The sequence below is a fragment of the Nonomuraea sp. NPDC005650 genome (assembly GCF_040605375.1).
Taxonomy (GTDB): domain Bacteria; phylum Actinomycetota; class Actinomycetes; order Streptosporangiales; family Streptosporangiaceae; genus Nonomuraea.
The window spans coordinates 1-25,320 of the sequence record NZ_JBEXCR010000084.1; the positions used below are offsets into that span (position 1 = coordinate 1).

At 71.4% G+C, this 25,320-nt stretch carries 21 protein-coding genes; 5 read left to right on the forward strand and 16 right to left on the reverse strand.

Annotated features, from left to right (window positions below):
* Positions 1–146 precede the first annotated feature (146 nt).
* The 4 genes from ABZS69_RS64430 to ABZS69_RS64445 form a co-directional block, all read right to left on the reverse strand.
* Positions 147–341: a DUF1918 domain-containing protein gene (locus tag ABZS69_RS64430; protein WP_355394189.1), complete on the reverse strand. Its 195-nt coding sequence runs from the start codon at positions 339–341 to the stop codon at positions 147–149.
* 83 nt (positions 342–424) lie between these two features.
* On the reverse strand, positions 425–826 hold the full coding sequence (locus ABZS69_RS64435) for an archease (RefSeq protein WP_355394192.1): 402 nt from the start codon (positions 824–826) through the stop codon (positions 425–427).
* A 3-nt stretch (positions 827–829) separates the two neighbouring features.
* A complete protein-coding gene (locus ABZS69_RS64440) occupies positions 830–2,221 on the reverse strand; it encodes an RtcB family protein (RefSeq protein WP_355394194.1) in 1,392 nt (463 codons plus the stop codon).
* 381 nt (positions 2,222–2,602) lie between these two features.
* Positions 2,603–3,454 carry a universal stress protein gene (locus ABZS69_RS64445; protein ID WP_355394197.1) on the reverse strand — a complete coding sequence of 284 codons (852 nt, stop codon included), beginning with the start codon at positions 3,452–3,454 and terminating at the stop codon, positions 2,603–2,605.
* A 242-nt stretch (positions 3,455–3,696) separates the two neighbouring features.
* Here ABZS69_RS64445 and ABZS69_RS64450 point away from each other — a divergent pair, with 242 nt between their 5' ends.
* Positions 3,697–4,581, forward strand: a complete 885-nt coding sequence (locus ABZS69_RS64450) for a universal stress protein (protein ID WP_355394200.1) — start codon at positions 3,697–3,699, stop codon at positions 4,579–4,581.
* A 153-nt stretch (positions 4,582–4,734) separates the two neighbouring features.
* On the opposite strand, the gene ABZS69_RS64455 is transcribed toward ABZS69_RS64450, so the two are convergent.
* Together ABZS69_RS64455 and ABZS69_RS64460 are read right to left on the reverse strand one after the other, a co-directional pair.
* Positions 4,735–5,058: a hypothetical protein gene (locus tag ABZS69_RS64455; protein ID WP_355394203.1), complete on the reverse strand. Its 324-nt coding sequence runs from the start codon at positions 5,056–5,058 to the stop codon at positions 4,735–4,737.
* 15 nt (positions 5,059–5,073) lie between these two features.
* On the reverse strand, positions 5,074–5,832 hold the full coding sequence (locus ABZS69_RS64460) for a nuclear transport factor 2 family protein (RefSeq protein WP_355394206.1): 759 nt from the start codon (positions 5,830–5,832) through the stop codon (positions 5,074–5,076).
* Positions 5,833–5,963: 131 nt separating this feature from the next.
* Here ABZS69_RS64460 and ABZS69_RS64465 point away from each other — a divergent pair, with 131 nt between their 5' ends.
* The 3 genes from ABZS69_RS64465 (at position 5,964) to ABZS69_RS64475 (ending at position 12,870) form a co-directional block, all read left to right on the forward strand.
* Positions 5,964–6,827 carry a helix-turn-helix transcriptional regulator gene (locus tag ABZS69_RS64465; protein ID WP_355394209.1) on the forward strand — a complete coding sequence of 288 codons (864 nt, stop codon included), beginning with the start codon at positions 5,964–5,966 and terminating at the stop codon, positions 6,825–6,827.
* Positions 6,828–7,103: 276 nt separating this feature from the next.
* Positions 7,104–11,954: a DUF4132 domain-containing protein gene (locus ABZS69_RS64470; protein WP_355394212.1), complete on the forward strand. Its 4,851-nt coding sequence runs from the start codon at positions 7,104–7,106 to the stop codon at positions 11,952–11,954.
* Positions 11,955–12,075: 121 nt separating this feature from the next.
* The gene (locus tag ABZS69_RS64475) at positions 12,076–12,870 is read left to right on the forward strand and encodes an SDR family oxidoreductase (RefSeq protein ID WP_355394215.1); all 795 of its coding nucleotides are present in this window, start codon (positions 12,076–12,078) and stop codon (positions 12,868–12,870) included.
* A gap of 497 nt (positions 12,871–13,367) precedes the next feature.
* On the opposite strand, the gene ABZS69_RS64480 is transcribed toward ABZS69_RS64475, so the two are convergent.
* The 10 genes from ABZS69_RS64480 to ABZS69_RS64525 form a co-directional block, all read right to left on the reverse strand.
* On the reverse strand, positions 13,368–13,988 hold the full coding sequence (locus ABZS69_RS64480) for a hypothetical protein (RefSeq protein WP_355394218.1): 621 nt from the start codon (positions 13,986–13,988) through the stop codon (positions 13,368–13,370).
* The gene (locus ABZS69_RS64485) at positions 13,985–14,557 is read right to left on the reverse strand and encodes an RNA polymerase sigma factor (RefSeq protein WP_355394221.1); all 573 of its coding nucleotides are present in this window, start codon (positions 14,555–14,557) and stop codon (positions 13,985–13,987) included. Before ABZS69_RS64485 ends, ABZS69_RS64480 begins: the two co-directional genes overlap by 4 nt.
* Positions 14,558–14,716: 159 nt before the next feature.
* On the reverse strand, positions 14,717–16,189 hold the full coding sequence (locus tag ABZS69_RS64490) for an NADH-quinone oxidoreductase subunit C (RefSeq protein WP_355394224.1): 1,473 nt from the start codon (positions 16,187–16,189) through the stop codon (positions 14,717–14,719).
* Positions 16,186–17,634, reverse strand: a complete 1,449-nt coding sequence (locus ABZS69_RS64495; protein ID WP_355394227.1) for a proton-conducting transporter membrane subunit — start codon at positions 17,632–17,634, stop codon at positions 16,186–16,188. The genes ABZS69_RS64490 and ABZS69_RS64495 overlap by 4 nt, the downstream gene beginning before the upstream one ends.
* Positions 17,634–18,275, reverse strand: coding sequence for a hypothetical protein (locus ABZS69_RS64500; RefSeq protein ID WP_355394230.1), 642 nt, complete (start codon positions 18,273–18,275; stop codon positions 17,634–17,636). Before ABZS69_RS64500 ends, ABZS69_RS64495 begins: the two co-directional genes overlap by 1 nt.
* A gap of 13 nt (positions 18,276–18,288) precedes the next feature.
* On the reverse strand, positions 18,289–19,218 hold the full coding sequence (locus tag ABZS69_RS64505) for an NADH-quinone oxidoreductase subunit H (RefSeq protein ID WP_355394233.1): 930 nt from the start codon (positions 19,216–19,218) through the stop codon (positions 18,289–18,291).
* Positions 19,215–21,194 carry a proton-conducting transporter membrane subunit gene (locus ABZS69_RS64510; RefSeq protein ID WP_355394236.1) on the reverse strand — a complete coding sequence of 660 codons (1,980 nt, stop codon included), beginning with the start codon at positions 21,192–21,194 and terminating at the stop codon, positions 19,215–19,217. Before ABZS69_RS64510 ends, ABZS69_RS64505 begins: the two co-directional genes overlap by 4 nt.
* Positions 21,191–21,670, reverse strand: coding sequence for an NADH-quinone oxidoreductase subunit NuoB (gene nuoB, locus ABZS69_RS64515; RefSeq protein ID WP_355394239.1), 480 nt, complete (start codon positions 21,668–21,670; stop codon positions 21,191–21,193). Before nuoB ends, ABZS69_RS64510 begins: the two co-directional genes overlap by 4 nt.
* A 45-nt stretch (positions 21,671–21,715) precedes the next feature.
* Positions 21,716–22,066: a metalloregulator ArsR/SmtB family transcription factor gene (locus ABZS69_RS64520; RefSeq protein WP_355394242.1), complete on the reverse strand. Its 351-nt coding sequence runs from the start codon at positions 22,064–22,066 to the stop codon at positions 21,716–21,718.
* A gap of 161 nt (positions 22,067–22,227) precedes the next feature.
* Positions 22,228–22,569 carry a metalloregulator ArsR/SmtB family transcription factor gene (locus ABZS69_RS64525; RefSeq protein WP_355394245.1) on the reverse strand — a complete coding sequence of 114 codons (342 nt, stop codon included), beginning with the start codon at positions 22,567–22,569 and terminating at the stop codon, positions 22,228–22,230.
* A gap of 415 nt (positions 22,570–22,984) precedes the next feature.
* Here ABZS69_RS64525 and ABZS69_RS64530 point away from each other — a divergent pair, with 415 nt between their 5' ends.
* Entirely contained in the window at positions 22,985–25,168 is a 2,184-nt protein-coding gene (locus ABZS69_RS64530) for a WD40 repeat domain-containing protein (protein WP_355394248.1), read from the forward strand.
* The last annotated feature ends 152 nt before the right edge of the window (positions 25,169–25,320 follow it).

Sequence of the window (25,320 nt, forward strand, 5' to 3'; positions counted from 1 at the left end):
GTCCCGGGCTTTCACTCCGGTCTCGCCTATATCCATCGCTCGCCTCCCGAACAGGGTACGGAGCGCTCTCACCTGCCCCTACCCGTGCTGGTCCGAGCATGGGCAGGCGTACCGCCGGAAGATGTAAAGAATCTCTCTAGGACGCCTCATGCGTTCACGTGCTCGATCCTCGCATCGGGCCCTGGGAACACCAGGGTGTCGTGTTCTGAGTCGAACCAGTGCACCATGTAGGGCGGCGAGCCGTCCGTGTGCTCCACCTCGGTGATGACGCCGATCCGGCGCGGATCACTCTCGTGACGGCCCTCGATGACCAGCTTGTCTCCGACGACAGCCTTCATCATGCACCTCCGTCGATCCTCTCCCCTCAAGGGACGCTCTTCCCACATTCGGCATGCCGACTCAGGACCCGAGCGTCGGCCGGCGGTCACACGTCAAGGGTGACCGTGCACATCCAGTGGTCCCCGCGCTGTTCGAAAGCCAGCCGGTGCAGGGTGACCGCCTTGGGGACGGCCCCGGTCTGCGACATCGTCTCGGCCCCCGCCGTCGCCAGCAGCAGCCCGTCCTCTTGCGGAGCGGCGCCGATGGGAACCTGGCCGGTGGTGTCCATCCGGTAGATCACCTCGTCCAGCGCGGCGACGAGCCGGTCTTCCGGGCGGCCCGGCGCGAGGCGCACGCGCTGCTCGGCGCACGCGACCCCGCCTGCCGTGTCCAGGAAGCTGTCGCTCATGGCGAGGACCGCCTCGGCGATGCACTCCATGACCGTCGGCGCCCAGGCCTGGATGCGGGTGTCGGCCGTGTGCGGCAGCCTACGATGCCCGCGGATCATCTCTCACCCCTTGACCACGCCCAGCGGCACCAGCCGCGCCACCTTGTGGCACAGTCCCGCGCGCTCGGCGGCGGTCACCACCTCGTCGACGTCCTTGTACGCGGCAGGGCTCTCCTCGGCCAGGCCGCGCCAGGTGGAGCCGCGTACGGCGATGCCGCGGGCCTCCAGCCGGTCACGCAGTTCGCGGCCGCCGATGGAGCGCGCCGCCCGGTGGCGGCTCTGAGTGCGGCCCGCGCCGTGGCAGGTGGAATGGAACGCCTGGCCGCCGGGGACGCCGACCAGCACGTACGACGCCGTGCCCATCGTCCCGGGAATCAGCACCGGCTGCCCGACGGCCGCCAGGTCGGCGGGCAGATCCGGATGGCCGGGCGGCAGGGCGAGGGTGGCGCCCTTGCGGTGCACGCACAGCAGCCTGCCGTCGTGCTTCTCGATCTTGGCGAGATTGTGCGAGACGTCGTACACCAACTCCAGCTCCGCACCCGTGACCTCGGCGAACGCGCGCCTCACCGCCTGGCCGAGCAGCTGGCGGTTGGCCCGGCCATAGTTGGCGGCGGCGGCCATCGCCCCCAGGTACGCCCGGCCCTCTGGGGAGCCGACCGGCGCGCAGGCGAGCTGCCGATCCGGAACCTCGATGCCATAGCGGGGCATGGCCGCCTCCATCGCGCGGACGTGATCGGTGCATATCTGGTGTCCGAGCCCGCGCGATCCGCAGTGGATCATCACGCACACCTGGCCGGCACGCAGCCCGAAGGCGGCCGCCGCCTTCTCGTCGTAGACCTGGTCGACCGCCTGAACTTCCAGGAAGTGGTTGCCCGAGCCCAGGCTGCCCACCTGGCCCTGGCCGCGTTCCATGGCCCGCGTGCTCACGTGAGAGGCGTCGGCGTCGCCGACCGCTCCGCGGTCCTCGCAGCGCTCCAGATCGCGGGCGACGCCGTGGCCCTGCTCGACGGCGTAGCGGGCGCCGCCGTACAGGATGTTCTCGAGCCGGGCACGGCCGGGCGAATGCCAGACCGCGTCCCTGCTCGGGCCCCGTGGGATCGTGACGTCGAGGAGATCCATCAGCCGGTCGCGGCGCAGCCCTCCACCGTCCACGTCCGCGGCCAGCAACCGCACCCCACAGGAGATGTCGAACCCGACCCCACCAGGCGAGACGACACCACCCGCCGCCACGTCGGTCGCCGCCACGCCGCCGATCGGGAAGCCGTACCCCCAGTGAAGATCGGGCATCCCGTACGAGGCGTCGACGATCCCCGGCAGGGCGGCCACGTTGATCACCTGCTGGAGGGCCTCGTCCTCAGGCAGCAGTGCGCGGGAGGCGAACACGATTCCGGGCACTCGCATGGCCCCGTGCCTGTCGATGCGGAATCGATGGGAGGTTTCCTCGACGAGCTCCATCCGGGCTCCTCATGAGGGTCTCAGGACACAAACCGGTCAGACCCGCGGAGCGAGCGACTCCCTCGCCCGCCTCGCGGGCAACCTCCATTGTCCCTCCCCGTGGGCTGATCCTCTCAGGGTCAAAAGACCCTTACCTCCGGCCCGTTCGGCCCGATCTGACCTGCGCCGACGCCGGGCGCCAGGCGCGCCGGCCAATCCGATGCTGCTGCTCGGCACCGAACCGCCGGCCCTGGACGACCTGCTGATCGTCAGCGCACTGTCGGTCCTCGGCTACGTCGCCGTCCGCCGCGGCCTGTCCCACCTCCGGAGGAAAGTTCCTGAAAGGGTGTGCGGGCCAGTTACCTCAGGCCGGGGCGGGGGAGCCCCGGACGTTTTGACTGATCATCGCCGACCGCCGTCTCTGCCCCGAACCACGACCAGCGGACATGGCGAATGATGCAGGAGCGCGTGACTCACCGATCCGAGGACCATTCCGGTGAGCGTTCCGTACCCGTGTGACCCGACCACGAGCAGGTCAGCTCCCATCGCCGCCTGACGCAGAACCTCGGCAGGATGCCCGTGCACGTTTTCCTCGATCATCTCGACGTCCGGGTAGCGTTCATGATGACCGGCGAGCGTCTCCTTGAGCCCGAGCAGTTCGTCCTGCTCGCTCTCATCGTCCGCGGGTTCGAAACCGCCCAGTCGCGGCCAGGCCCATGCGTGTACGGCACGCAACCGCGCCTTTCGCAGCTCCGCCTCGGCGAATGCGAAGGTCAGCACCGCATGGGGTCTGGGCGAGCCATCGACGCCCACCACGACCTCGCCGCGCGGGAGCGACGGCAAAGCGCGTACCACGACGACGTCACACGCGGCATGGCCGGCGACGCCGTAGGCCACCGAGCCGATCAGCATGCCACGTACGCCGCCAAGCCCATGACTGCCGATCACCAGGAGTTCGGCGTCCTGCGACACCTCTGTCAAGGCAGGGCGCGGATCCCCTGGCAGTACGAGGGTGTTCACCTCGGCCGTCGGCTGCTCGTGGACCGCCCGCGACCGGCCAGCAGCGAGTACGGTCTCGCAGCCCTCGCGCATCCACGCGGCCACCGCGGCAAGGCGACCGCCTGTGGTCTCGCAGATCCATCGGGGCATGGCGTGGGCCACGATGAGCGGCACGTCGCGCAGTGTGGCCTCTCTCGCCGCCCAGCTGACGGCCTCGAGGCTTGCCTGGGATCCATCGACCCCGACTATGATCATGGCGCACCTCCTGAGTTCGAGCAGTCATTGGCGATGATGCGTCTCTGTCCCTTTCAGTTTGGGAAGCGTCCCGGCCGCAGGGGTGAGGCAAAGGTCCTGACATCCGGCCCTTTGGTCCTTCTCAGGCTCCGGCACGGTGACCGTGAGCACGTGGCCTTCGGCCCTGGCCGGACTGACTTCCGACTCTGCAATCAGAAAGTGCGAGCGGGTCCGATAGGGGTGTGAGCGAGGGAGAACACACCATGATCATTGTGGGGGTGGACGGCTCAGCGACCTCGCGAGCCGCAGTGAAGTGGGCAGCCGGGGACGCCTTCCGGATGCGCCTGCCCCTCCGGATCGTGCATGCCGTGGACCCCTCCACATGCCAGATCGGCGAGCCCGACCTGGCCGACACATTGCGTCGTAGAGGGCAAGGGATCCTGCGCGAATCGGAAACCCTTGTCCAGCGGTGCTGCCCCGCGGTGGAGGTCACGACGCAGGAGGCTGAGGGCGCCGCCGCCGCGGCGTTGCGCGAACTGGCCGAGGACGCGATCGAGATCGTGGTCGGCAGGCGTGGGCTGGGCGGGTTCAACGGCCTGCTGCCCGGCTCGGTCAGCGTTGACCTGGCTGGTCGGGCCCGCTGCCCGGTGGTCGTGGTGAGCGACGAGCCGAGGCCGGTGTACGAGGAGATCGTTGTCGGGGTGAACAGCTCGCAGGTGTGCGAGCCTGCGCTGGCCTACGCCTTCGAACAGGCCAGACTGCGCGGTGCCAGGCTGAGGGCTGTGCATGCCTTCGCGCCGGAGGCCGCCTACGACACGGACGAGGCCCGCGCGGAGCAGCGTCAGGTCGTTCACGATCGGCTGGAAGCATTCCGCGAGGAGTATGTCGAGGTGACGGCCATTGAGGACGTTCGATCCGCGCAGCCCGTGGACGCACTGGCCGAGGCGTCCGAGCGGGCGGACCTACTGGTGGTGGGCTCGCACGGACTCGGCACCGGTGGATCGCGGCTGTTCAGTTCGGTCAGCCGCGGCGTCTTGTTCCACGCTCGCTGCTCGGTAGCGGCAGTCCACTCATGGCGACCACCGCCGAGCAGGCGATCGTGGAGTTCAGGTTGCGAGAGGCGCTCGCTCTCTCCGGCCCGCCTGTAGCCGGGCGGACTACGCGGCGGCAGGGATGATCTGGCCGTTCCCCACCACATGATCGGGTGAGCAGATCCGGGACTGGACACGGAGCGTCGGCGGGACGCGCCGCCCGCAGGCACCCGGCAGAGCCCGGGCCGGCACGGCGGCGCGTCCACGCGGTCAGGCGGGCGACAGGATCCCGGTGTGGAGCTCGCCCGTGCGCCCCTGGCCGGTGTCGTAGGTCCAGAAGGCGTGGACGGTGTGGGTGTTGAGATTCATGACATGGGTGATCGTCATGCCGGATCGCTCCACCCAGCCGAGGATGAAGCTGCCCGGCGCGACCTCTGCGGCATGCAACTCGACGGTCTCCTGCGCGCCCTTGGCCGGGCCCTCGATGGTTTCGTAGTGCAGGCCGGTGCCGTCGGCGGTGTAGGTGTTGCGGAAGACCACTCCGTTGTCGACGCGGAAGATGAAGGTCTGTCCGGCGTAACTGAGCGCGCTCATCGCCCCGCCCTATGGTCAGAACAGGCCGTTGCCGTGGGGGAGGCTGTCGGGGATCGGGGCGACGACGTCCCAGTGTTCGACGATCTTGCCGTCGGCGACGCGGAACAGGTCCCAGTAGGCGACCGGGACGCCGAACTCCCCCTCGGACTGCAGCAGGACGAGGTCGCCCTCGGCGATGACCTTGTGGATGGTCGTGTAGACGAGGTTCTTGCCCTGCTCGGCCCACTTCGACGCGGCGGCGCCGAACCCGTCCAGGCCGTCGCCGGCCTCGGGGTTGTGCTGGTGGTAGGTCTCGGTCGAGATGTAGTCGGCGAGAACCGAGTAGTCGGCGCCCTTCAGCACCTTCTCCGCGAACCCCGACACCAGGGCGCGATTGGCCTCGGTCCGGTCCAGGTCGGTCGGCTGGGCCGGGCCGTCGGTCTGGGTGCGGCCGCTGACCGTCGTCGTGACCAGCGGGGTGAGGGCGTCCCAGTGCTCGGCCAGTTCGCCGTTCTCGACCCGGAACAGGTCGAAGGCGACGAGCGGGGCGGGGCCGAAGCCGTGGTAGATGCCGTGCAGGGCGACCAGGTCGCCGTCGGCGATGACCCGGGCGTCCTCGTAACCGAAGCCGTCGCCGAGGGAGGCGACCAGGTCGCGCAGCGCCTCGCGGCCGTCGGCGGCCAGCGAGCTGTGCTGGCGGTAGCCGGGGCCGACCCACCGGTCGACGGCCGAGGGGTCCTTCTTCCCGAACAGCTCACCGGTGGCCTGCAGAACCGTGTCCTTGGCGTTCATCATCCATTCCCATCTGTCAGCCGACTCGGTCGGCCCCTGATTCCTTCGCTGCCGACGGAATGGTCTTTCTCGCCCATCGCTGTCCGCCTGCGATGATGAGAACAAAGGCCAGGCTGGTGAATAAGGGATATGTGATGGTCACTCGGCGACAAGTTGAGATCCCCGAGGTCGGCTACCGTCCAGCCGACGCACGCCCGGTGGGGATCGAGGTGGTGTCCCTGGCCGATATCGCCGGCCGGGTCCCCGCCCGGAGCCTGGCCTCGCCGCACCGGGCCGACTTCCACATCCTCATCCTGATCACTGCGGGCGAAGGGAGTCACGAGATCGACTTCGTCTCCCACCACTGCCACCCGAGCACTCTGCTGTGGATACGGCCGGGCCAGGCCCACCGCTTCCACCTGCCGGGCAGCATCGACGGCAAGGTGGTGCTGTTCACCGCCGATTTCCCGCCTGATCCCGGAGTCACGGGGCTCACCGGCAGGCTCGCCACCCCCCGATGGGACCTGGCCGAACCCGACCTCGCAGCCATCTCCACCACGATCGACCAGATCGCCACCGAGCGCGCCGCACCCGCCGACGCGATGCCCGTCGCCCTGCTCCGCCACCTGCTGGCCGTCCTGCTCCTGCGCATCGACAGGCTGCCCACCGGCGACGTCCACCGAGGGGGCACCGCCGTCACCGACCTCTTCGCCCGCTTCCAGGCCGAACTCGAACGTTCCTTCGCCAGCACCCGCTCCGCCGAGCACTACGCCGCGCGCCTCGGCTACACCGTCAAAACCCTCACCCGCAGCTGTGTCGCCGCCACCGGTCACCCCGCCAAACACCTCATCGACGCTCGCGTCATCCTGGAAGCCCAGCGACTCCTCGCCTACACCGACGCCCCCGTCGCCGACATCGGCCGCCGTCTCGGCTTCACCGACCCCGCCAACTTCGGAAAGTTCTTCAACCGCCACACCTCCACCACCCCCGGCGCCTTCCGGGACGTACAACGGCGGTAAGGGGGATGGGGATAACCGACCGCCGACAACGTCACCAAGGTGCTCCACGCGATCTGCCGCAGACGGCCGAGCACGGACGTGCCGCTCGACCGGGTCCTGTTCGAGGCGATCAGCAGGTGCGGTGCACGGACTGCCGAGGACTTCGACCTGCGTCCCAAGCTGTACACCCTGCTCGCCGAAGCCGGGCGCGATCAAGTAGGCGGTCCCGGGCCGAGGATTTCGCCGGGACGTCCGTTTCCCGCCGAATGTCGTAGGGATGATCAAGAATGGCGTGCCATGGGATGGATCAGGATCGCGACGGGCCACGAGCTCACCGTCGAGGGGACGCGGCGGCCGGTGCTCGCCTGCCGGACGGCCGCGGGCCACGTGCCGGCCAAGGTGCCCGCCAACGTCAGGAAGGATCCGGCCGCGGTACGGCTCACCGCCCTCTGCGACCGGCTCGGCGAGCACGCGCGGGCGGTGCGCGACCGGGTCGAGTCCTGGATGGTGCGGTCGCTGCCCGTCCCGGCCGCGGTGTTCGCGGCCGTGTGGGACGACCCGGTGTGGCGCGAGACGCTCACCGACCTGGTCATCGCCCCGATCGTCAATGGCGCGCCCGACCTCGGCCGCTGCGCGCTCCTGCGCGAGGGCGCGTGGACGGGCGCGGACGCCTTCGCGATCCCGCACCCGCTGCTGCTCGGCGACGAACTGCCCGTCTGGCGGGGACGGAACCTCCCGCAGGTTGTCGAGCAGGTACGCCGCGAGGTGTGGACGCGTCCCGCGAGCATGGACCGTACGTTCGGCGTGGTCGACACCTTCGGATACCTGGACGCCTGGTACGAGAGCGGCGGCGCGTTCGAGCGCCGCGTGCACGAGCTGGGCGGGCGCATCAAGGGGGACAGGGCGCGGTTCACCGTGCACGCGCCCGAGCCGCTCGGCGTCGAGATCGACCTGGACTGGAGCGGGCCGATGAGCCCGGCCTACCTGGCGTGGCTGAGCTTCGCCGCGGGCGGCCGGGAGATCGGCGACATCGCCTGGTCCGAGGGCGTCCGCATTCTCATGGCTCTGTACGCGGACCGCACCGTGGACGGGACGGAGCCGGTGGTGGAGGCGGCCGAGGCGTACTCCCACTACTGCGACGCCCATCAAGGCGAGCCCGGCACCGTGGTGCCCTCCGGCAGCACCGGCCCGACGCGCGACGTGCTGCTGCGCGCCGGGGCGGTCCTGCCCGGCACGCCCGGCGGCTCCGGCGAGGACACGTGCGTCGCCGTCCGCTACGAGCACTCCGTCCTGGACGAGCCGGTCGTCGAACTCGTCCGGCGCGCGGCCGTCGACGGCGACAAGGCCGAGAAGTCGCTGTACGACCTGGACCCGGTGGCGGAGACCGGCGTCGGCACCGTGCACGCGGGCCCGCTCGGCTTCCTCGCCTCCGCCCTGCACCGCTACCCGGCGCGCCGCGCCCGCATCCTGGCCGCGCACACCGACCTGCGGGCCGCCCACGACCTGGCCGCCCGCAAGCCCGGCCTCGCGCGCACGGCGCTCACCCGTACCGGCGAGGACCTGGAGACGCACGCGCCCGAGCTGCTGCCGCCGTTCTACGAGGAGTGCGCGCGGATCCTGGCCGCCGCGGGCAGCGCCCGCTTCGCCGCCGCCTTCTTCGACAAGGCCCGCGCCGCCGAGGACGCGCACGCGCTGCCGGTCGACGAGGCCGCGCTCGTCGCGGCGCACCTCGCCGCGGGACCGGACGCCGCCGGAACGGCCACGCTCAAAAAGCACGGCAAGCGGCTCGCCGCCCGCCATCCCGCCCCCGGCGCGTACCGCTGGCACCGCGGCCTGCTCACCGAGTGGTGCGAGGAAGTCCCGGACGGCGCGGACGGCGCGCTGGCCCTGGCCGACGGCTGGGCGGCGCTGGCGAAGGCCGCCGGGCACGCGCTCGGCGGGCCCGAGGACGAACGCGCCGTACGGGCCCTGCTGCAGAGCGGCTGCATGGACTCGGCACCGCAGGCCCTCTGGAAGTTCGTCCTTCCGTTGCTCGGCCCGATGGCACGGGCGGACGCGGGCATCGGCCGCGCGCTGCTCGGCATCCTGCCGCTGCCCGCCAAGGAGACCCCCAAGGCGAAGAGCGCGGCAGTGTCGCTCCTCCTCGGCAACCTCGCGGACGCGGGCCTGACCGCCCCGTTCACCACATCCCCCGGGCCGGCGGTGAAGGACTGGCTCGGCCGATTCCTGAAGCTGTACGCGGGGCTCGCACTCCCCGTCGCCGGTCTCGGCGACCTCCTGCACGACGCCGGTACGCGGCTGCGCGCGCAGGGCCTCACCTGCGACGACCACGAGGCGGTCCTGGGAGTGGACGAGGACGAGGTCAACCACTGGGAGGAGAGCGCCGCCGACCTCCCGCTCCTCGATCTCCTCCTGGACCGCGGCGTCCCGCTCGCGCGGCCCCGGCTGCTGCACACGTTCAAGCTGTACGACCGGCTCGCCTCCGGAGCGGGCACCGACCTGGCCGCCGTCGCCGCCGACCCCGACTGGGCTCCGCTGCTGCGCGACGCGATCGTGGGCAACGTGACCAACCAGCTCAACGTCACCGAGCCCGCCGTCCCGAAGCAGACCGACCCCGAGACCGTACGGGCCCTGACCGCGACACCGGGAACGGCGCGGATCGTCGCCGCCATCCTGGCCGAGCACGCCGAGCGGGTCACAGATCAAGGGCTTCCGGACGCGCACGCCGCCCTGTGCGACGCCGAACGGTTCACCATCGCCGGAGTCCCCGGCCCTCTCCTGGACAGCGTCCGGACGATCGCGACCGGGACGGACCCGGCCCGCGCCCTCGCCACCACGCTGAGCGGCGGCGTCCTCGACGAACTGGAGCTGCCCGCCTTCGTCCCCGGCCACGTCAACACCATCACCGACTACCTGGAAGAGAGCGGCACCGACCTGCTCCTGATCGAGTCCGGCCGGCTCTGGGAGCACCAGTTCCGCGCCTCCGTCGTCACACCGGGCGGAGCCGGCCCGTCCCACGGCTTCGGCACGTACGAGGACATCTCCAGCCGGTCCCACGAACGGACCGAAGCGCGCGACCTCTACAACCGCTGTCTGATCGCCGTGAACGGCCGGGTGACCGTACTGGACCACGGCGGCCCGCACTGCCCGCACGGCAGCGCGCACCCCGCCGCCCGCCGCGTCGTACCGGCCGACGGCGAACGGGTTGCCTTCCCCGGTGGCGCCGAGGCCACCGTGTGGCGCGGCCAGGGCCGGATCATCGAGCTGCGGGACCCGGCCGGGCGGACCATCGGCCGCTACGTCCGCGGCTGGGGCAGGGTGCCCGAGCACGACGGCGCCGAGAACATCAGCACGGTCGAGCACCACCGCTACGCATCCGGGACCCGCCTGGTCGCGCCGCCCGGCCGGTGGTCGGCGATGCGGCCGCGCGACCCCGGAGGATCCAGGGCGCTGCGCGCCGTCGACGAGAAGAAGGCGCAGGCCCTGATCGACGTCGCGGACGCCGCGCTCGCCGCCGACCTCATGCGGGTGCTGGACCCCGAGAGCGGGTACGCGGAGAAGGCCGCCGCCCGCGACGAGCTGGCGGGACGGCTCCGCCCGCTCCTGCCGGAGATCACCGACGAGTCGCTGTGGAAGGGCGTCACGTTCCTGGTATGGACGGCCGTCGAATGCCGCGAGCGCGCGTTCGCCCTGCTGGAACGCCTGGCGCTGACCCCGCCGCCGCACCTGCGCCCGGCGCCCGCCTCCGCGGCACCCGCCGTCCCGTCCGAGAAGTCCCCAGAGCCGGACGATCCGGGGCCTAAGTCCGCGTACGAGAGGATCGTCCACTTCACCCCTGCCGCCCTCGACGTGCCGTACGACAAGAAGATCGCGATCTTCGACGCCCCCGCCGTCAAGGGGATCGAGAACACGCTGGGCCGCCTCGGCGCCGCCGTCCTGGAGGCCGCGTGGGGCGACGGCGTCCGGCGCGCGCAACTTCTGGAACTGGCCGCCGTCCCCGAACTCCTCCGTACCGACGGCACCTGGCACGTCGCCCGGCTGCGCCCGGAGTACGACCTCGGGCAGATCCGCTCGGGCCGCGGCCCCATCATGGCCGCCGCCGTCGCCGACCACGAGCAGGTGGGGCACGGGTACGCGGTCACGGCGCTCCTTCACACCCCGGACGGCCCCGACCCGCTGCTGTTCACCCGCAACCGCGTCGTCGAGCTGCGGACCTGCCGGGGCTGGGGCGACCCGGGCCGGCTCCGGCGGGCGCTCGACCTGATCGTCGAGAACGGCCCGCCGCCCGTGGACCGGGAGGCGACCGTACGGGCGTTCGCCGAGGCCACCGGCCTGTCACCGGCCCAGTGCCTGATCCTGCTGTCCACCTCGGCCCGCACGCTCTCCTGGCCGGACGGCTGGGCGCGGGGCCGCGTCGCCGCCTTCCACAAGGGCGACGCCGCCCGCGCTCGCGAACTCGGCCTGACCGAGCTCGAACTGCGCGTCGCCGCGCTCTCCCTGGAGGCGCTCACCACCACCGACGAGGCCGTCGAAGTCGTCGAGCTGCTCATGCCCGACGACCCCGCCGACCTCTGGCGTACGGGCCCCGACCTGGACCGGGCGGTCGCGTACTGGACGGAACGCCACCCGAGGCTCACCCCGCTCACCACCGAGCAGTGGGTCACCCTCGCCTCCGGCGCCGAGGACGCCCTGGCGGCGCTGATCGCCCTGCTCGGCGAGCGTCCGTCCGTACCGCCGCTGGGTCACGTCGCCCGCGCTGCGAGGCTTCTGGCCGACCGCCTGCCCAAGGACTACCCCGCCCGTTCGAGCGCCGCCGCCCGCCTGCGTGACCTGCACGAACACGTCACCGGCCCGGACACGACCCTGCCCATCGCCACCGGGGTCACCTCGGTCACCGCCCTGGAACGAGCCGCCGGAGCGAGCGCGGCCCACCTCCCGGAGAGCCGGCTCGCCATCGGCGAAGCCCTCACCCTGGAGCCCGCCGGAGACGGCTACCGCGTCCACCTCCGCCCGTCCCGCTGGCCCGACCTGGACGCGCTGGCCCCGGCCCTGCGCCGCGGCGGCGCCACCGATGTCGCCCTGGTCATGGAGGACCTGCGCTTCCTCCGTTCGCCCGAGTCACTGGAGGCCGCGGCCCGGCTGGAGTGACGTTCCCGAAGGTGTGCTGGTGGCCGGCGATCCAGTGGTCTTATTACTGTCGGCAAATCCCCTCCGATCCCCGGGCTGAAAAGCAGTTGAGGCGACAGCCGGAGTGAACCATGATCCCACCATGCCGCACACGACGCCCTCCAGTTCCCGACCCGTCGCTCTCGTCACCGGTGCGGGCGGACGCACCGCCAACATCGGCGCCGCCGTGGCCCGAAGCCTCGCCGAGACCGGCTGGGACATCGCGTTCACGTACTGGCGCCCCTACGACGAGGAGAAGCCCTGGGAGCCCGAGCCCGATGCGCCCGCCTCGCTCGGTCACGACTTGGGTGGCCTGGGCGCCCGGCACACCGCTGTGGAAGCAGACCTCGCAGACCCGAGCACCCCAGCGGCCATCTTCGACTCCGTTGAGAGGGACCTCGGACCCGTCAGGGCTCTGGTGATGTGCCACTGCGAACAGCGCGACCTGAACCTCCTGACCACGACCGTGGACAGCTTCGACCGACACTTCGCCGTCAACGCCCGGGCCCCCTGGCTGCTCATCCGCGAGTTCGGGCGGCGCTTTCAAGGGACGACCAACGACGCCGACCCCGGGCGCATCATCGCCTTCACCAGCGACCACGTCGTCGGCAACCTCCCCTACGGCGCCAGCAAAGGCGCCCTGGACCGCATCACCCTCGCCGCCGCCCACGAGTTCGCCCATCTTGGCGTCCGCGCCAACATCATCAATCCCGGCCCCATCGACACCGGGTGGATGACGGACGAAATCCGTATTGCCGGGAGCAAGCAGACCCCCGCAGGGCGCCTCGCCGGCCCCGAGGAGCCGGCCAAGCTCGTCGCCTTCCTCTGCTCTCCGCAGGGCCAGTGGATCAACGGCCAACACCTCTTCAGCAACGGCGGCTTCCGCACCGCTCTCTGAAAGAGAGCCGGGGTGGTGAGTGAGGCTGCACATTCAACAACATGCTCTTGAGGTCGAGAGGCACCTTCTCAGTGACTCAGTCCCCGGGCGCTGTCGAAACTGATGCTCTGTGCCACCGAAGGTTGACGTTGCACCGTCGCGCACCGACCGGCGGCGCGAACACCAGCTTCCGGCGCCCCGCCCACCCGAGATCTCCGCACGGTTCCAGGGCTCGGCTGATGGCGAGGTCGTCCCCGAACCTGGCGAACCTACCATGATCTTCTGCATGGACGGGTTCGGGCCGCTCAGCCTGCAGGCCCGGCCCCGGCAGGCAGTGGACCGGGGTCGGCGGAAAGGGCAAGGATCCTGATCGTGAACCGCGGCCCAGGATGCCCGCCACCTACACCCGCACCCAGGGCGTATTGATATGTGGCGGTTGAGCTCTCTGACCGGCAAGCAAGTCGGGCGCCGGCGGTTCGAAGATGAGCTGACGAAGGCGGAGCGCGTGGAACGGGACCTCAGTTGGTGCGGGCGACGGGGGTGCACGGCTTCACGGGCGAGCCGGCCTTGGCCAGCCAGGAGCCGAGCCGCCAGAGCACTTGCGCGTTCTCGCCGTCGCTGAACTCCAGCACGAGTGTTTCGTGCGGCTTGATGTACTCCGGGAAGATCTGGAACGTCCCCGAGCTCGACCGGATGGCCTTGAACGAACGCGCCTTGCTCACCTGCTCACGCAACTCGTCCGGGCCGTCGACGGGCGGCCCGCCGTAAGTGTCGTCCGCGCCGACGAATCTGGGGACCGCGCATCGCGTACCCGGCGCCAGGAACGTCACGTCGGCCTTGACACCGGCCTTGCCCAGCTCGGCCTCCAGGCCCTCGGGATCGCGCAGTTCGTTGAGGGTCACCGTGAGCGTGCCGTCGGGGCCCTTGGACACCGCGTACGCGGAGGTTCCGGTGCCGACGATCAGGGGAGTGACGGCGGCGGCCGCCGCGATGCCCGCGGCGACCAGCAGCCGGGGCCGCGTGACGACGCGGCGCCGGGCGTGCATCCCGTCGAGTAGCCGCCGTCGAGCCCCGGCGAGATCCTCCGGGGTGGCCGGCGGGATGTTTTCCCACATGGACTTGAGTGCGTCCTCGGTCATTTTGCGTGTTCTCCTTGTTCCAGGGTCTGACGGATCTGGAGACGGGCCCGATTGAGCCGCGAGGCGACGGTGCCCAGGGGGATGGCGAGCGCGTCGGCGACCTCCCGGTAGCTCAGTTCGGCCCAGGCGATGAGCAGCAGCACATCGCGATCGGCCCGGGTGAGCTTCAGCAGTGCCCGCGCCAGCGGCCGGTTGACGGCCAGGGTGTTGATCTCGTTCTCGACCTGGCCACCCGGTATCTCCGCCGGGTGCACGCCGCTGCGGATGTAGGCGCGGTAGAGGTTCGTCTCGGCGCGCCGTCGCTTGCCGATCAGATTGGAGGCGATGCCGTACAGCCACGGGCGGGCGTCGGAGCGGCCCCCGTCGTAGTCGCTCCGACGCTGGAAGGCGGCCAGAAAGGTGTCGGCGACGACGTCCTCGGCCTCGCTGGGGCCCAGGCGCCTGGTCACGTAGCGGTGCAGCTGAGGCGCATGCCGGTCGAACAGAACGGCGAAGACCTCCGGCTCGTTCAGCGACCTCTCGATGAGGGCCGCGTCATCGAGCTCGACGACTTCGCAGGGGATTGTCATGCATGTCGGCCTTTCTCGGCGTATGCGGTTACCTGTACTTACCGCGCCAAGCCGAAATGCTTCATGGCCCGACCATCACGCCATGGGTGACACGCCCTACGGCCTACAAGGCGCACGAGAGGCTCGTGCTGCCGGTCCACCGCTGAATGGGGTGACGGGTCACAGGTCGTTGCCCGCGTAGGAGAGGTTGAAGCTCTTGTTGACAAGGGGGAAGTCCGGCACGATCGCCCCGCTGAGGGCGACGGGCAGCGCCGGCCAGTTGAAGAAGGACGGATCGACGATCTTCACGCGGGCCAGGGTGCCGTCGGCCGCCAACTGGACGCGATGCGTGATGGTCCCGCGCCAGCCCTCGACGATGCCGGTCCCGGACGAGCAGCCGCTCGACAACGGCCGGGGTGGCGTGCCGGGGGCCAGGTCGCCGACCAGGCGGGTGAGGAGTTCGACGGAGGTGGCGATCTCGTCGGCGCGGACGTTGAAGCGGGCCAGCACGTCCCCGCTGGTGCGCACGGCGATGGGGAAGGGGCCGAGGTCGGTGAAGGGGTGATCGCGGCGCGCGTCGACGGGCAGGCCGCTGGCCCGGGCGACGTACCCGAGCGTGCCCAGGTCGCGGGCGGCTTGTGCGGGCAGGACGGCGGTGCCGGTGAAGCGGTCGGCCACGACGGTGTGGCCGAGGGCGAGCTCGGTGATCTCGGCGACGTCGGCGGCGATGCCGGCCAGACGCGCGGGGTCGGGCAGGGCGCGCAGCGCGACCCCGCCGAGGGTGATGCCGCCGTGCATCAGCCGGTGCCCGGTGACCTCGTCGTTGATGCGCAGGAGCTGTTCGCGGATGCGTCCGGTCTGGGCGTGCAGGATGGCGTGGGCGACGTCGTTGCACAACGCGCCCAGATCGGTGACGTGGTTGTAGAGGCGCTCCAGTTCCAGGAGCACCGCTCGTCCGCGCTGCGCCTGCGCCGGTACGTCGGTGCCGGTGGCTTCTTCGATCGCCAGGCAATAGGCGAGGGCGTGGCCGACGCTGGTGTCGCCGCTGACGCGTTCGGCCAGCGGCAGCCCGTCGGCGGGGCTTCGGCCCTCGAGGAGCTTTTCGATGCCCTTGTGCACGAACCACAGCCGGGCCTTGAGCTTGAGGATCGTCTCGCCCACCACGGAGAAGCGGAAGTGGCCGGGCTCGATGAGCCCGGCGTGCACGGGGCCGACGGGGATCTCGTACACGCCGGGCCCCTCGACGGTGACGAAGGGGTACGGGCCTTCCGCATCGCCGAAGGACGGCGGCGGACCGGCGTCCGAGCGCATCGGATACCAGCCGCGTGGCCAGTGGTGGTGGCGCACCAGGCGCCGCGGCAGCGGGTGGTCGAGCGGGGTGATGCCGTACAGGTCGTGCATCTCGCGTTCGAAGCGGCCGCTGGGGAAGGACAGGGCGGCGATGCTGGGGACTGCCGGGTCGCCGGGCGGCAGGTGCAGGCGCAGTTCGGTACGCCGGTCGGGGTTCGGCGCGAGGAAAAGGTAGGCGATGCCGAAGCCGTGCGCCTCCTGCTGGGCCGACACCAGGGCGAGCCGGTGGTCCTGGGCGAGCAACGCCTCGGCGGCGCAGGCCAGCTCGCCGGGGCTGATGTCGACGATGGTGCGGTTCGTCATCGGGAGGCTCCGGCGATGGTGGCGGCGCCGTGGAGCAGCTCGCCCAGCGGGCTTGTGGTGATCCCCAGGAGCGCGCAGCCGAGCAGCGCCGCGATCACCGCCAGGGCGGTGGTCGCGGGCAGGGCAACGGACGGGGGAGTGGGCAGAGCGGCGGCCTGCGTGCCGAGCAGCATGCGCCGCCCGTGCCGGCCGATCGCGGCGACGATGACCAGCATGAGCAGCAGGGCCAGGACGATCGCCCAGCCGAGACCTGCGGCGAATCCGGCGCGGACGATGCCGAGTTCGCTGGCGAACAGGCTGAACGGCGGCATGCCCAGCAGCGCCAGCAGCCCCAGCGCGAAGGCACCGGCGAGCAGGGGCGAGCGCAGGAGGAGGCCACGCGCGGCGTCGATCCGGCTGCTGCCGAGGGCCTGGTGAAGGTGGCCGGCGGACAGGAACAGCGCCGACTTGCCGAGCCCGTGGCCCAGGATGTGCAACAAGACGGCGGCCAGGGCAAGTCTGGTGCCGATCGCGGCTCCCAGGGCGAGCAGTCCCATGTGCTCGATGCTGGAGTAGGCCAGCAGCCGCTTGTAGTCGCGCTGGGCGAGCAGCAGCGCGGCGGCCACGGCGAGCGAGGCCAGCGCGGCCGCCACCAGCAGCACCCGCATCGTGGTGTCGCCCAGCACGGCGTCGGTGATCACCTTGACGCGCAGGATCGCGTAGAAGGCCACCGACAGCAGCACCCCGGACATCAGCGCGGAGACCGGAGCGGGCGCCTGGCTGTGCGCGTCGGGCAGCCAGGCGTGCATCGGCGCGAGCCCCGCCTTGGTGCCGAACCCGAGCACGACCAGGACGGCGGCGATCCGCATGACGCCCGGATCGAGGTCGGCGGCCTGCCGCGCCAGAACGGCCCAGTCCAGTCCGAGCGCGGACTGCACGCCCGCGTAGTTGACCAGGACGACGCCCAGCAGGGCGAGCGCGATGCCGACCGAGCAGATCACCACGTATTTCCAGGCCGCTTCGGTGGCGTTCTTGGTGTTGCGGAACCCGACGAGGAAGGCGGTCAGGATCGTGGTGGCCTCGATCGCCACCCACATGACGCCGAGGTTGGCGGCCAGCACCGCCAGCGCCATCGCCGCCACGAAGGCCTGGGTGAGGACGCCGTAGCGGCGCAGCGCGCGTGGCCCGGTGTGCCCGGCGGCCACTTCCGCGGCCAGGTAGGCGGGGCTGGCCAGCATCGCCGCCAACGCCACGGCGCCGATCACGACCAGCATGAACGCACTGAGCGCATCCGCCCGCAGCAACCCCCACAGCGCGCCACCGGTCCCGGCCCCGGCCAGGGCGACCGCGCAGGCCAGCACTCCGGCGGCGGCCAGCGCGCCCAGGTACGCGGTCGCCCTGTTCCAGCCGAAGAGCGCATACAGGCAGCCCGCCAGCGCGGGCAGCAGCACAGGAAGGCTCACCATCAGTCGCGCAGCTCCCGCAACTCGTCCAGATCGGTCCCGCCGAAGGCCGCCCGCATCCGTATGGTCAGCACCTGCAGCACCAGTACGGCCAGCAGCACGTCCAGCGACACCCCGAGCTCGACCACGAGCGGGACCCCGCTGGTGGTGAGGAAGGCGGTGGCGGTGATGGCGTTGTCCATCAGCAGGAACCCCACCACCTGTGACAGCGCCCGGCGCCGGGTCACCAGCACGAAGAAGCCGACCAGCAGCACGGTCAGCGCGACCGGCACCGCCTGGGTGGCGGGGCTGGGCGCCAGCCGTATCAGCGGCTGGGCGACGGCGTAGGCCAGCATGGCCAGTACGGCCACCGTCAGCAGCGAGGTGGCCACGTTGACCAGTGGCTGGGTCTCGCGCGCCTCCCCGCTGGAAGCCAGCGCCCGGCGCATCAGGTACGGCAGCAGCCCCGCGCGCAGCGCGCCGACGCCGAGGCCGACCAGCACCAGCTCCAGCGAGCCCTGCTCGGAGCCGAGCACGACGACCATCGCCGCCAGGGCCAGTCCCTGCAGGGCGAACAGCCACACGATGGCGGCCAGGTCGCGCCGCCACAGCACCAGCACCCCGGCCAGCAGGAACGCCCCGCAGGCCAGGTTGAGAGCTTGCACGTACAAGGGCACCTCACGCCAGGAAGAAGGAGGCGGCGACCGCCAGCAGGGCCATCAGGAACGATCCGGCCAGCAGTTCGGGAATGCGGAAAAGCCGGAGCTTGGCCATGAACACCTCGCCCGCCGCGAGCAGCGCCCCCAGCACGGCGACCTTGACCACCAACGCGACCACGGCCACCAGCACGGCCACGATTCCGGCTCCCGCCGTGGCGATGCCCCACGGGGCGAACAGGCTGGCCAGCAGCCCGAGCAGGACCGACATCCGGGCCGCCGAGGCCCACTCGATGAGCGCCAGGTCCGGCCCGGCGTACTCCAGGATCATCGCCTCGTGGATCATGGTCAGCTCGAGATGGGTGGCGGGGTTGTCCACCGGGATGCGCCCGGTCTCGGCGATGGTGACGATCGCCAGCGCGGCCGCGGCGAGCAGGCTGACCGGCGAGACCACCGCGAGCGGCTGCTCGGTGGTGTAGCCGACGATCGCCCCCAGATCGGTGGATTGCGCCCGCACCGACAATGCGAACACCGACACCAGAATGGTCGGCTCGACCAGCGCCAGTACGGTCACCTCGCGGCTGGCGCCCATCCCGCCGAACGCCGTCCCGGTGTCCAGCCCGCCCAGCGCCAGCGCCACCGACCCCAGCGCGAGCAGCGCCACCACAGCGAACAGGTCCGAGACGCCCGCCATCGAGTCCGTGCTGACCAGCGGCACCGCGGCCGCCGCCACCAGCGCCGTGGCGGCGAGCACGAGCGGTGCCATCCGGAACACCCAGCCGGTGCCGTCCGGGGTGATCGGCTGTTTACGCATCAGTTTGCGCAGGTCCCGCCACGGCTGCAGCACACCGGCCCCGGCTCGGCCCTCCAGCCGGGCGCGCACCTGCCGCATCATCCCCACCAGGAGCGGCGCGCCGGCCACGACCAGGATCACCTGCACGATCGCGGTCATCGGATCACCGCCAGCACGATCAGCGCGCCCGTCAGCGCGTAGAAGCCGTAGGCCAGGTAGCGGTGCACGCTGCCGCCGGCCAGCCCGCGCGCCGACCGCCCGACCACCTTCAGCCCGGTCAGCACCGGCCCGTACAGGCGGTGTTCGATCCTGTCGGGGATGCGGGCCTGGAAACGCACCCGCTCCACCAGGTAGGCCGACTCCCTGACCGGCGTCACGTCCACATCGCTCTCGGGCGCCAGCACGTCGTCGAACACCCTTTGCAGCGGCTCGGCGAACGAGGTCGCCGTGTACTCCATCCGGGCCGACATCGGGCCCGCCCCGCAATCCCACAACCGCGCGGCCCGCCGTACCCGCCGCGTCGCCACCAGCCGGAGCACGGCCAGCAGCGCGGCGACAGCCAGCACCAGCGAGGCGGCGATCAGCAGCGGAGAGATCGCGCCGAGCACCCCGTTCAGCCGCAAGGTGACCTGCCCGGACACCGCGGGCACGCCCGGCAGGATCGCGCTCAGCCCGGGCAGCACCGCGGCGGGCGCGAGTGCCGACAGCGCGCAGCAGGCGGCCGCCACCGTCATCCCGGCCAGCATCGACGGCGGGCTCTCCGTCGCCGCCTCGGCTCCGCGGCCACGCGGCCGCGCCAGGAACCCCACGCCGAACGCTTTGACGAAGGTGGCCACCGCCAGCCCCGCCGACAGCGCGATCACCCCCACGGCCAGCGGCATCGTGACCGCGCCCGCCACCCCCGCCGTGGGCAGCGCGTGGACCAGGCTCTGCAGCAGCAGCCACTCGCTGACGAAACCGTTGCCGGGCGGCAGCGCCGAGGCGCACAGCGCGCCGATCGCGAACAGCACGGTCGTGTACGGCATGCGCCCGCGCAGCCCGCCGAGCGCGTCGAGATCCCGCGTGCCGGTGGCACGCAGCACCGAACCCGCCGACAGGAACAGCAGCGTCTTGAACCCGGCGTGGTTGACCACATGCAGCATGGCCGCCGTCAGCGCCAGCGCGGCCAGCGGCGAGCCCCGCCCGAAGAACCCGGCCGCGCCCACACCCACCAGGACCAGGCCCATGTTCTCGGTGGTGGAGTAGCCGAGCAGCCGCTTGAGATCCGTGCTGACCGCCGCCTGCAGGATGCCGAACAGCGCCGAGGCCGCTCCCACCCCGAGCACGAGCAGCCACCACCACTGCGGCCCGCCGCCCAGCAGGTCCAGGCCGACCCGGGCGATGCCGTACACGCCCAGGTTCACCATCGCCGCGCTCATCAGCGCTGAGACGTGGCTGGGCGCTTCCGGGTGCGCCCGGGGCAGCCACACGTGCAGCGGCACGATGCCCGCCTTGGAGGCGAACCCGGCCAGCGTCGCCACGAAGACGACGTTCCTGGCCGCGGGGGACAGCGTCGCGGCCCGCAACTCCTCGAACGCCTCACCGCCCGCGCCCGCCGCGAAGAACGCCAGCCCGGACAGGATCGCCACGAACCCCAGATGGGTCATCACCGCGTACCACAGCCCGGCCCTGGCGACCTCGGCACGATGCGCGTGCTCGGCCAGCACCAGCAGCAGCGAGGTCAGCGCCATCAACTCCCAGCCCAGCAGCAGCGTGCTCACGCTCGCCGCCGCGGGGACCAGCAGCATCGAGGCCACGAACAGCGGCAGCACACCCTGCGCCACCCGGCCGAGCTCGCGGGCGTAGCCGACCGCGTAGATCCCCGCGCACACCGCCACGCCGCCGGTCACCGCCACGAACACCCCGCCCAGGGGATCCAGCGACAACCGCACCCCCGCCAGCGGCAGCACCTGCGGCAGCCAGGCCGCCCAGCGGCCTCCGGCCAGCGTCGACGCCCCTGCGGCCACGCCCAGCGCGCCACCGCCCGCCGTGCCCCATCCGGCCACGACAGAGCGCAGCCGGGGCGGTACGACGAGCGCGCCCACGCCGGTCACCGCGCACACGGCCAGCGCCGCGACGAACAGAAAACCCGTCATCGGCCGGTCAACCCGCGCAACGCCTCGACGATCGCCTCCGGTCTGGGCGGGCAGCCCGGCACCTCGACATCCACCGGGACCACGTCCGCGACCGCGCCGGTCACCCCGTAGGCGCCCGCGAACACCCCGCAATCACGGGCGCAGTCACCCAGCGCGACCACCAGGCGCGGCTCGGGCACCGCCTCGTACGTGCGGCGCAGCGCCACCCGCATGTTGCGTGTCACCGGCCCGGTGACCACGAGCGCGTCGGCGTGCCGCGGGGAGGCCACCAGCCGCGCCCCATATCGTTCCGCGTCGTACACCGGGCCGAACGCTGAGGCGATCTCCACCTCGCAACCGTTGCACGAGCCCGCGTCCACGTGCCGGATCTGCACCGACCCGCCCAGCTCCGGGGCCTTGTTCCCCTTTTCTTCGCGCTCCGGGGCGGGCTCGGCCACCCGTCCCGTTTTCCTGATCTTCCGCCACAAACTCGCCATGACGACTCCCTGTCCGCTGCTCCGACGCCGGCCCTCCGACCGGGCTCACCCCGGTCGAGGGTGCGCGGCGCCGGCATCGCGCAGCTGGTCCAGGAGCTGGCTCCGTCCGGCGATCACGTCGGTGAGGATCCGCCGGACAGCCTCCAGCAGCCCGGCCACATCAGCGCTGCTCAGCGCGTAGACGACGGTGGCACCCTCGCGAGTCGCCGTGACGATCCCCGCCCTGCGGAGCACGGCCAGCTGCTGCGACAGGCTTGACGAGTCCACCTCGATCACGGCGAGCATGTCGCGCACGGACAGCGGCCCGTCCTGCAGCAGCTCCAGCACCTGGACGCGCAGGGGATGGCCGAGCGTGCGCAAGAAGTCGGCCTTGGCCTTACACAGCGGAACGGGCATCGCTCAATCGGCTTCCACGAACGTCGGCGCGCGGTGAGGGCCTGAGCGCGAGTTCGCCTGGCCGCCTGTCATCCGCGCGGACATGAGCGCCGCGCAGGTGCCGGCCCGAGCCTGTTCACGGTAGGCGCCGACGGAGTCCTTCACTGCTGTCGCCGTCTCCTTCAGTCGCCGCCGGTCTCGGTCTGCAGCAGCTCGCTCAGCAGCTCTCGCTGGCCCGAGAGTTTGGCGGTCAGCAGTTGGCGTGCCGCGCGCAGCAGCTCGGCCACGTCCCCGCCCGACAGGGCGTACATCACCGTCGAGCCCTCCCGGCGGGCGGTCACCAGCTCCGAACGACGCAGCACCGACAGATGCTGCGACAGCCCGGTCGGCTCCACCTCGATCGCGGCCAGCAGATCCCGCACCGGCATCGGCCCGTCCTGCAGCAGCTCCAGCACCCGGATCCGCACGGGATGGCCCAACAGCCGAAACAACTCCGCCTTCGCCTCGTACAGCGGCACCGACATCACGGTCGCACTCCCTGCTCCGGTTCACCCGGCTCGTCCTCGCCCGCGCCGCTGTCCAAGCCGGTCGAGGCATCGTGCGCCAGGTCGACCCCGTGAGCGCGGGCCACGCGCGACACATCCTCCCATTCCGCTTCGGCCACGATGGCCAGGTCTGGATCATGGTCTCGGTGGGCTGCCTGCAACGCCGCCCAGGCCAACCGCGCCCGCTCTCGGACCGCAGCAGCGAACGCCCCACTCAACCTGACCACCTTCCACACCGCCGTCGGCATACAACACCCATGCTCTACGTAATTGCGTATTTTCGCAACTCCTCTTTACGAGAGGTCCGTCACGCAGCGCCACCGCACGATCCGGGGTGGGACGCAAATGGTCGTGCGCCCTCGTTGTGTCGGTGCCTGCCGCTATGTTGCCGATCATGATGGATGACAGCGACGCCGTTCCCGTCGACACGATGGTCAACGGGGACCCCCTGCGGGTCCTCGGGCTGCTGGACCAAGCGGCGAGCACGAACGCGGCGATCTATCGGATGTCTCATCATCTGCACCGGGACATGAGCCCGGGGGAGCGGCGGCAGATCCTCGCGGTGGACGCGGCGCGATTCGGAGATCGGGCGTTGTCCGCCCGGATCGTCGCGACGCCCGTTCCGGACGAGCCGGACGCCGAGTGGACGGTGGAGTGGGCGACGGGAGCCCTGGCCGAGCCTCGGTTGCGCATGACGATCGACACCGGCCCGCACCCGGTGGCCGCGGTGGCCCCGGTCGTGATCGGTGGGCGGCCGCACGTCGTCAGCGGCGGCGACTGCGACGACGGCGACCGCGGAACGGCCCGGCTGTGGGACGCGGTCACCGGGCTCCCGATCGGCGAGCCGATGGAATGCGGCGACGACATATGGGTACGCGCCGTGACGACGCTGGAGATCGACGGCCGCCCGCACGCGATCACCGCCGGCACCGACGAGAACCTGCGGGTGTGGGACCTGACCACCTGTCGAGAGGTGGGCACGCACCAGGCCAGATTCAACTGGATCGACTCTCTGGCCGCCGTGACGGACGGCGGGCACGCGTACGTCGTCGCCAGCTACAGCGACGACGGCTCCACCGAGGGGCTGGTCCAGGGCTGGGATCTCACCACCGGCGCGGCGCTGTACTGCCCCGATGACGAGGGGCTCGCCGCGCTGGCCACCGTGATGATCGACGGCCGGGCGCACGCGGTCGCCGGCTTCCGGGACGGGAGCGTGTGGGTGTGGGACCTGGCCACCGGCGATCTGGCCCGTCCGAGCCCGAGCGGGCATGACGCGGCAGTGAACACGGTGACCACCGTCGTCATCGGTGAGCGCCCCCACGCCGTCACCACCGCCAGCGACGGAACGGTGTTCCTGTGGGATCTGACCAGCGGCGCTCGGGTCGGCGCGGCGCTGGTCAGCCGGCCCGAGCCGGTGAAGGACGTGGCCACCGTCGAGATCGACGGGCGGCCCTACGCCGTCGTCCTGGACCGCGACGGGATGCTCGCTGTCCTGGACTTCGGCACCCGCGACGAGATGATCCAGAAGCTGTCGGTCGGCAATGCCAATTGCGTGAGCGGCACCGTCATCGACGGCCGTCCGCACGCGATCACCGGGCATCCGGATGGAACCGTCCGGGTGTGGGAGCTGAGGCCGCTCCCGCCGGAGAGCCGCCCGGTGCCCGGCCACCGGAAGATGATCGATGAGATGGTGACGGCCGAACTCGACGGGCGCCCACACGTCGTCTCCAGTGACAGCGGCGGGGTCGTGCGAACCTGGGATCTGGCCACAGGCGCCCCGGGCATCGCCCTGGAGACCGGCTACCGATTCGGCGCCGAGGTCGCACACTCCACGATCAGCCTTGACGGCCGGGAGCACCTCATCGCCATCAGCGGCCACGGCGCCGAGGCGCGGGTGTGGGATCTGACCACCGGCCGGCCGATCGGCGAGCCGTTCACCGTCGGCAACGGGATCAGCGCGGTGGCCACGATGATGACCGACCGGCGGCCGCACGCCGTCTTCTGCACCGACGACGGGCTGCGCGTCTGGGACCTCACCGCCCTCAAGCCGGTCGGCGAGCCGATGGACGGCGACGAGTACTGGGACATCGCCGCCCCGGTCGAGATCAACGGGCGGCCGCACCTGGTCATCGCCGCGCTGGGCGGTTCGCTGTACCTGTGGGACCTCGTCACCGGCCGGCCGGTGGGAGAGCCGCTGACCGGCCACGACCAGTCCGTCTACGCCATCGCCACGACGGGGATCGACGGACGGCCGCACGCCGTCACCGCCAGCTCGGACGGGACCGTCCGGGTGTGGGACCTGACCGCCGGCACCCAGGTCGGCAAGCCCATCACCGCCCACGAGTGGGGCGCGAACGCCGTGGCCGTCGGCGACATCGGCGGCCGCCGACTCATCGTGACCGGGGGCGACGACCACACGGTCCGGCTCTGGGATTTTGTCACCAGGGAGCAGGTCGGCCGGGACCTGCACTTCACGTGGAAGGTCTTCGGCGTGGCCATCGCTTCGGACGAGCAGATCGTCGCCGGCTTCGGTCACGAAGTCGTCGCGCTGAGCACGACGACGGCGTTCGCTCCGTAGAGATCACCAGCCCGCCGAGCGGGATTACGGCCCATGCGAGGGAGCCCGTCAGCGCACTGACCCGGCCCAGCAGGCGCCGCAGCACCCGCTCGTAGGAGATCGCCCCAAGGACCGGGTTCAGGAACCCGTCCGCAAACCCGCCCACCGCGAAC

Coding starts and splice junctions, on each gene's coding strand:
- ABZS69_RS64435 (WP_355394192.1), bottom strand. CDS start 826: ATGATCCGCGGGCATCGTAGGCTGCCGCACACGGCCGACACCCGCATC.
- ABZS69_RS64505 (WP_355394233.1), bottom strand. CDS start 19,218: ATGACCGCGATCGTGCAGGTGATCCTGGTCGTGGCCGGCGCGCCGCTC.
- ABZS69_RS64480 (WP_355394218.1), bottom strand. CDS start 13,988: ATGACCGAGGACGCACTCAAGTCCATGTGGGAAAACATCCCGCCGGCC.
- ABZS69_RS64450 (WP_355394200.1), top strand. CDS start 3,697: ATGATCATTGTGGGGGTGGACGGCTCAGCGACCTCGCGAGCCGCAGTG.
- ABZS69_RS64495 (WP_355394227.1), bottom strand. CDS start 17,634: ATGGTGAGCCTTCCTGTGCTGCTGCCCGCGCTGGCGGGCTGCCTGTAT.
- ABZS69_RS64475 (WP_355394215.1), top strand. CDS start 12,076: ATGCCGCACACGACGCCCTCCAGTTCCCGACCCGTCGCTCTCGTCACC.
- ABZS69_RS64440 (WP_355394194.1), bottom strand. CDS start 2,221: ATGGAGCTCGTCGAGGAAACCTCCCATCGATTCCGCATCGACAGGCAC.
- ABZS69_RS64460 (WP_355394206.1), bottom strand. CDS start 5,832: ATGATGAACGCCAAGGACACGGTTCTGCAGGCCACCGGTGAGCTGTTC.
- ABZS69_RS64520 (WP_355394242.1), bottom strand. CDS start 22,066: ATGCCCGTTCCGCTGTGTAAGGCCAAGGCCGACTTCTTGCGCACGCTC.
- ABZS69_RS64465 (WP_355394209.1), top strand. CDS start 5,964: ATGGTCACTCGGCGACAAGTTGAGATCCCCGAGGTCGGCTACCGTCCA.
- ABZS69_RS64510 (WP_355394236.1), bottom strand. CDS start 21,194: ATGACGGGTTTTCTGTTCGTCGCGGCGCTGGCCGTGTGCGCGGTGACC.
- ABZS69_RS64525 (WP_355394245.1), bottom strand. CDS start 22,569: ATGTCGGTGCCGCTGTACGAGGCGAAGGCGGAGTTGTTTCGGCTGTTG.
- ABZS69_RS64445 (WP_355394197.1), bottom strand. CDS start 3,454: ATGATCATAGTCGGGGTCGATGGATCCCAGGCAAGCCTCGAGGCCGTC.
- ABZS69_RS64530 (WP_355394248.1), top strand. CDS start 22,985: ATGATGGATGACAGCGACGCCGTTCCCGTCGACACGATGGTCAACGGG.
- ABZS69_RS64455 (WP_355394203.1), bottom strand. CDS start 5,058: ATGAGCGCGCTCAGTTACGCCGGACAGACCTTCATCTTCCGCGTCGAC.
- nuoB (WP_355394239.1), bottom strand. CDS start 21,670: ATGGCGAGTTTGTGGCGGAAGATCAGGAAAACGGGACGGGTGGCCGAG.
- ABZS69_RS64490 (WP_355394224.1), bottom strand. CDS start 16,189: ATGACGAACCGCACCATCGTCGACATCAGCCCCGGCGAGCTGGCCTGC.
- ABZS69_RS64430 (WP_355394189.1), bottom strand. CDS start 341: ATGATGAAGGCTGTCGTCGGAGACAAGCTGGTCATCGAGGGCCGTCAC.
- ABZS69_RS64485 (WP_355394221.1), bottom strand. CDS start 14,557: ATGACAATCCCCTGCGAAGTCGTCGAGCTCGATGACGCGGCCCTCATC.
- ABZS69_RS64470 (WP_355394212.1), top strand. CDS start 7,104: ATGGGATGGATCAGGATCGCGACGGGCCACGAGCTCACCGTCGAGGGG.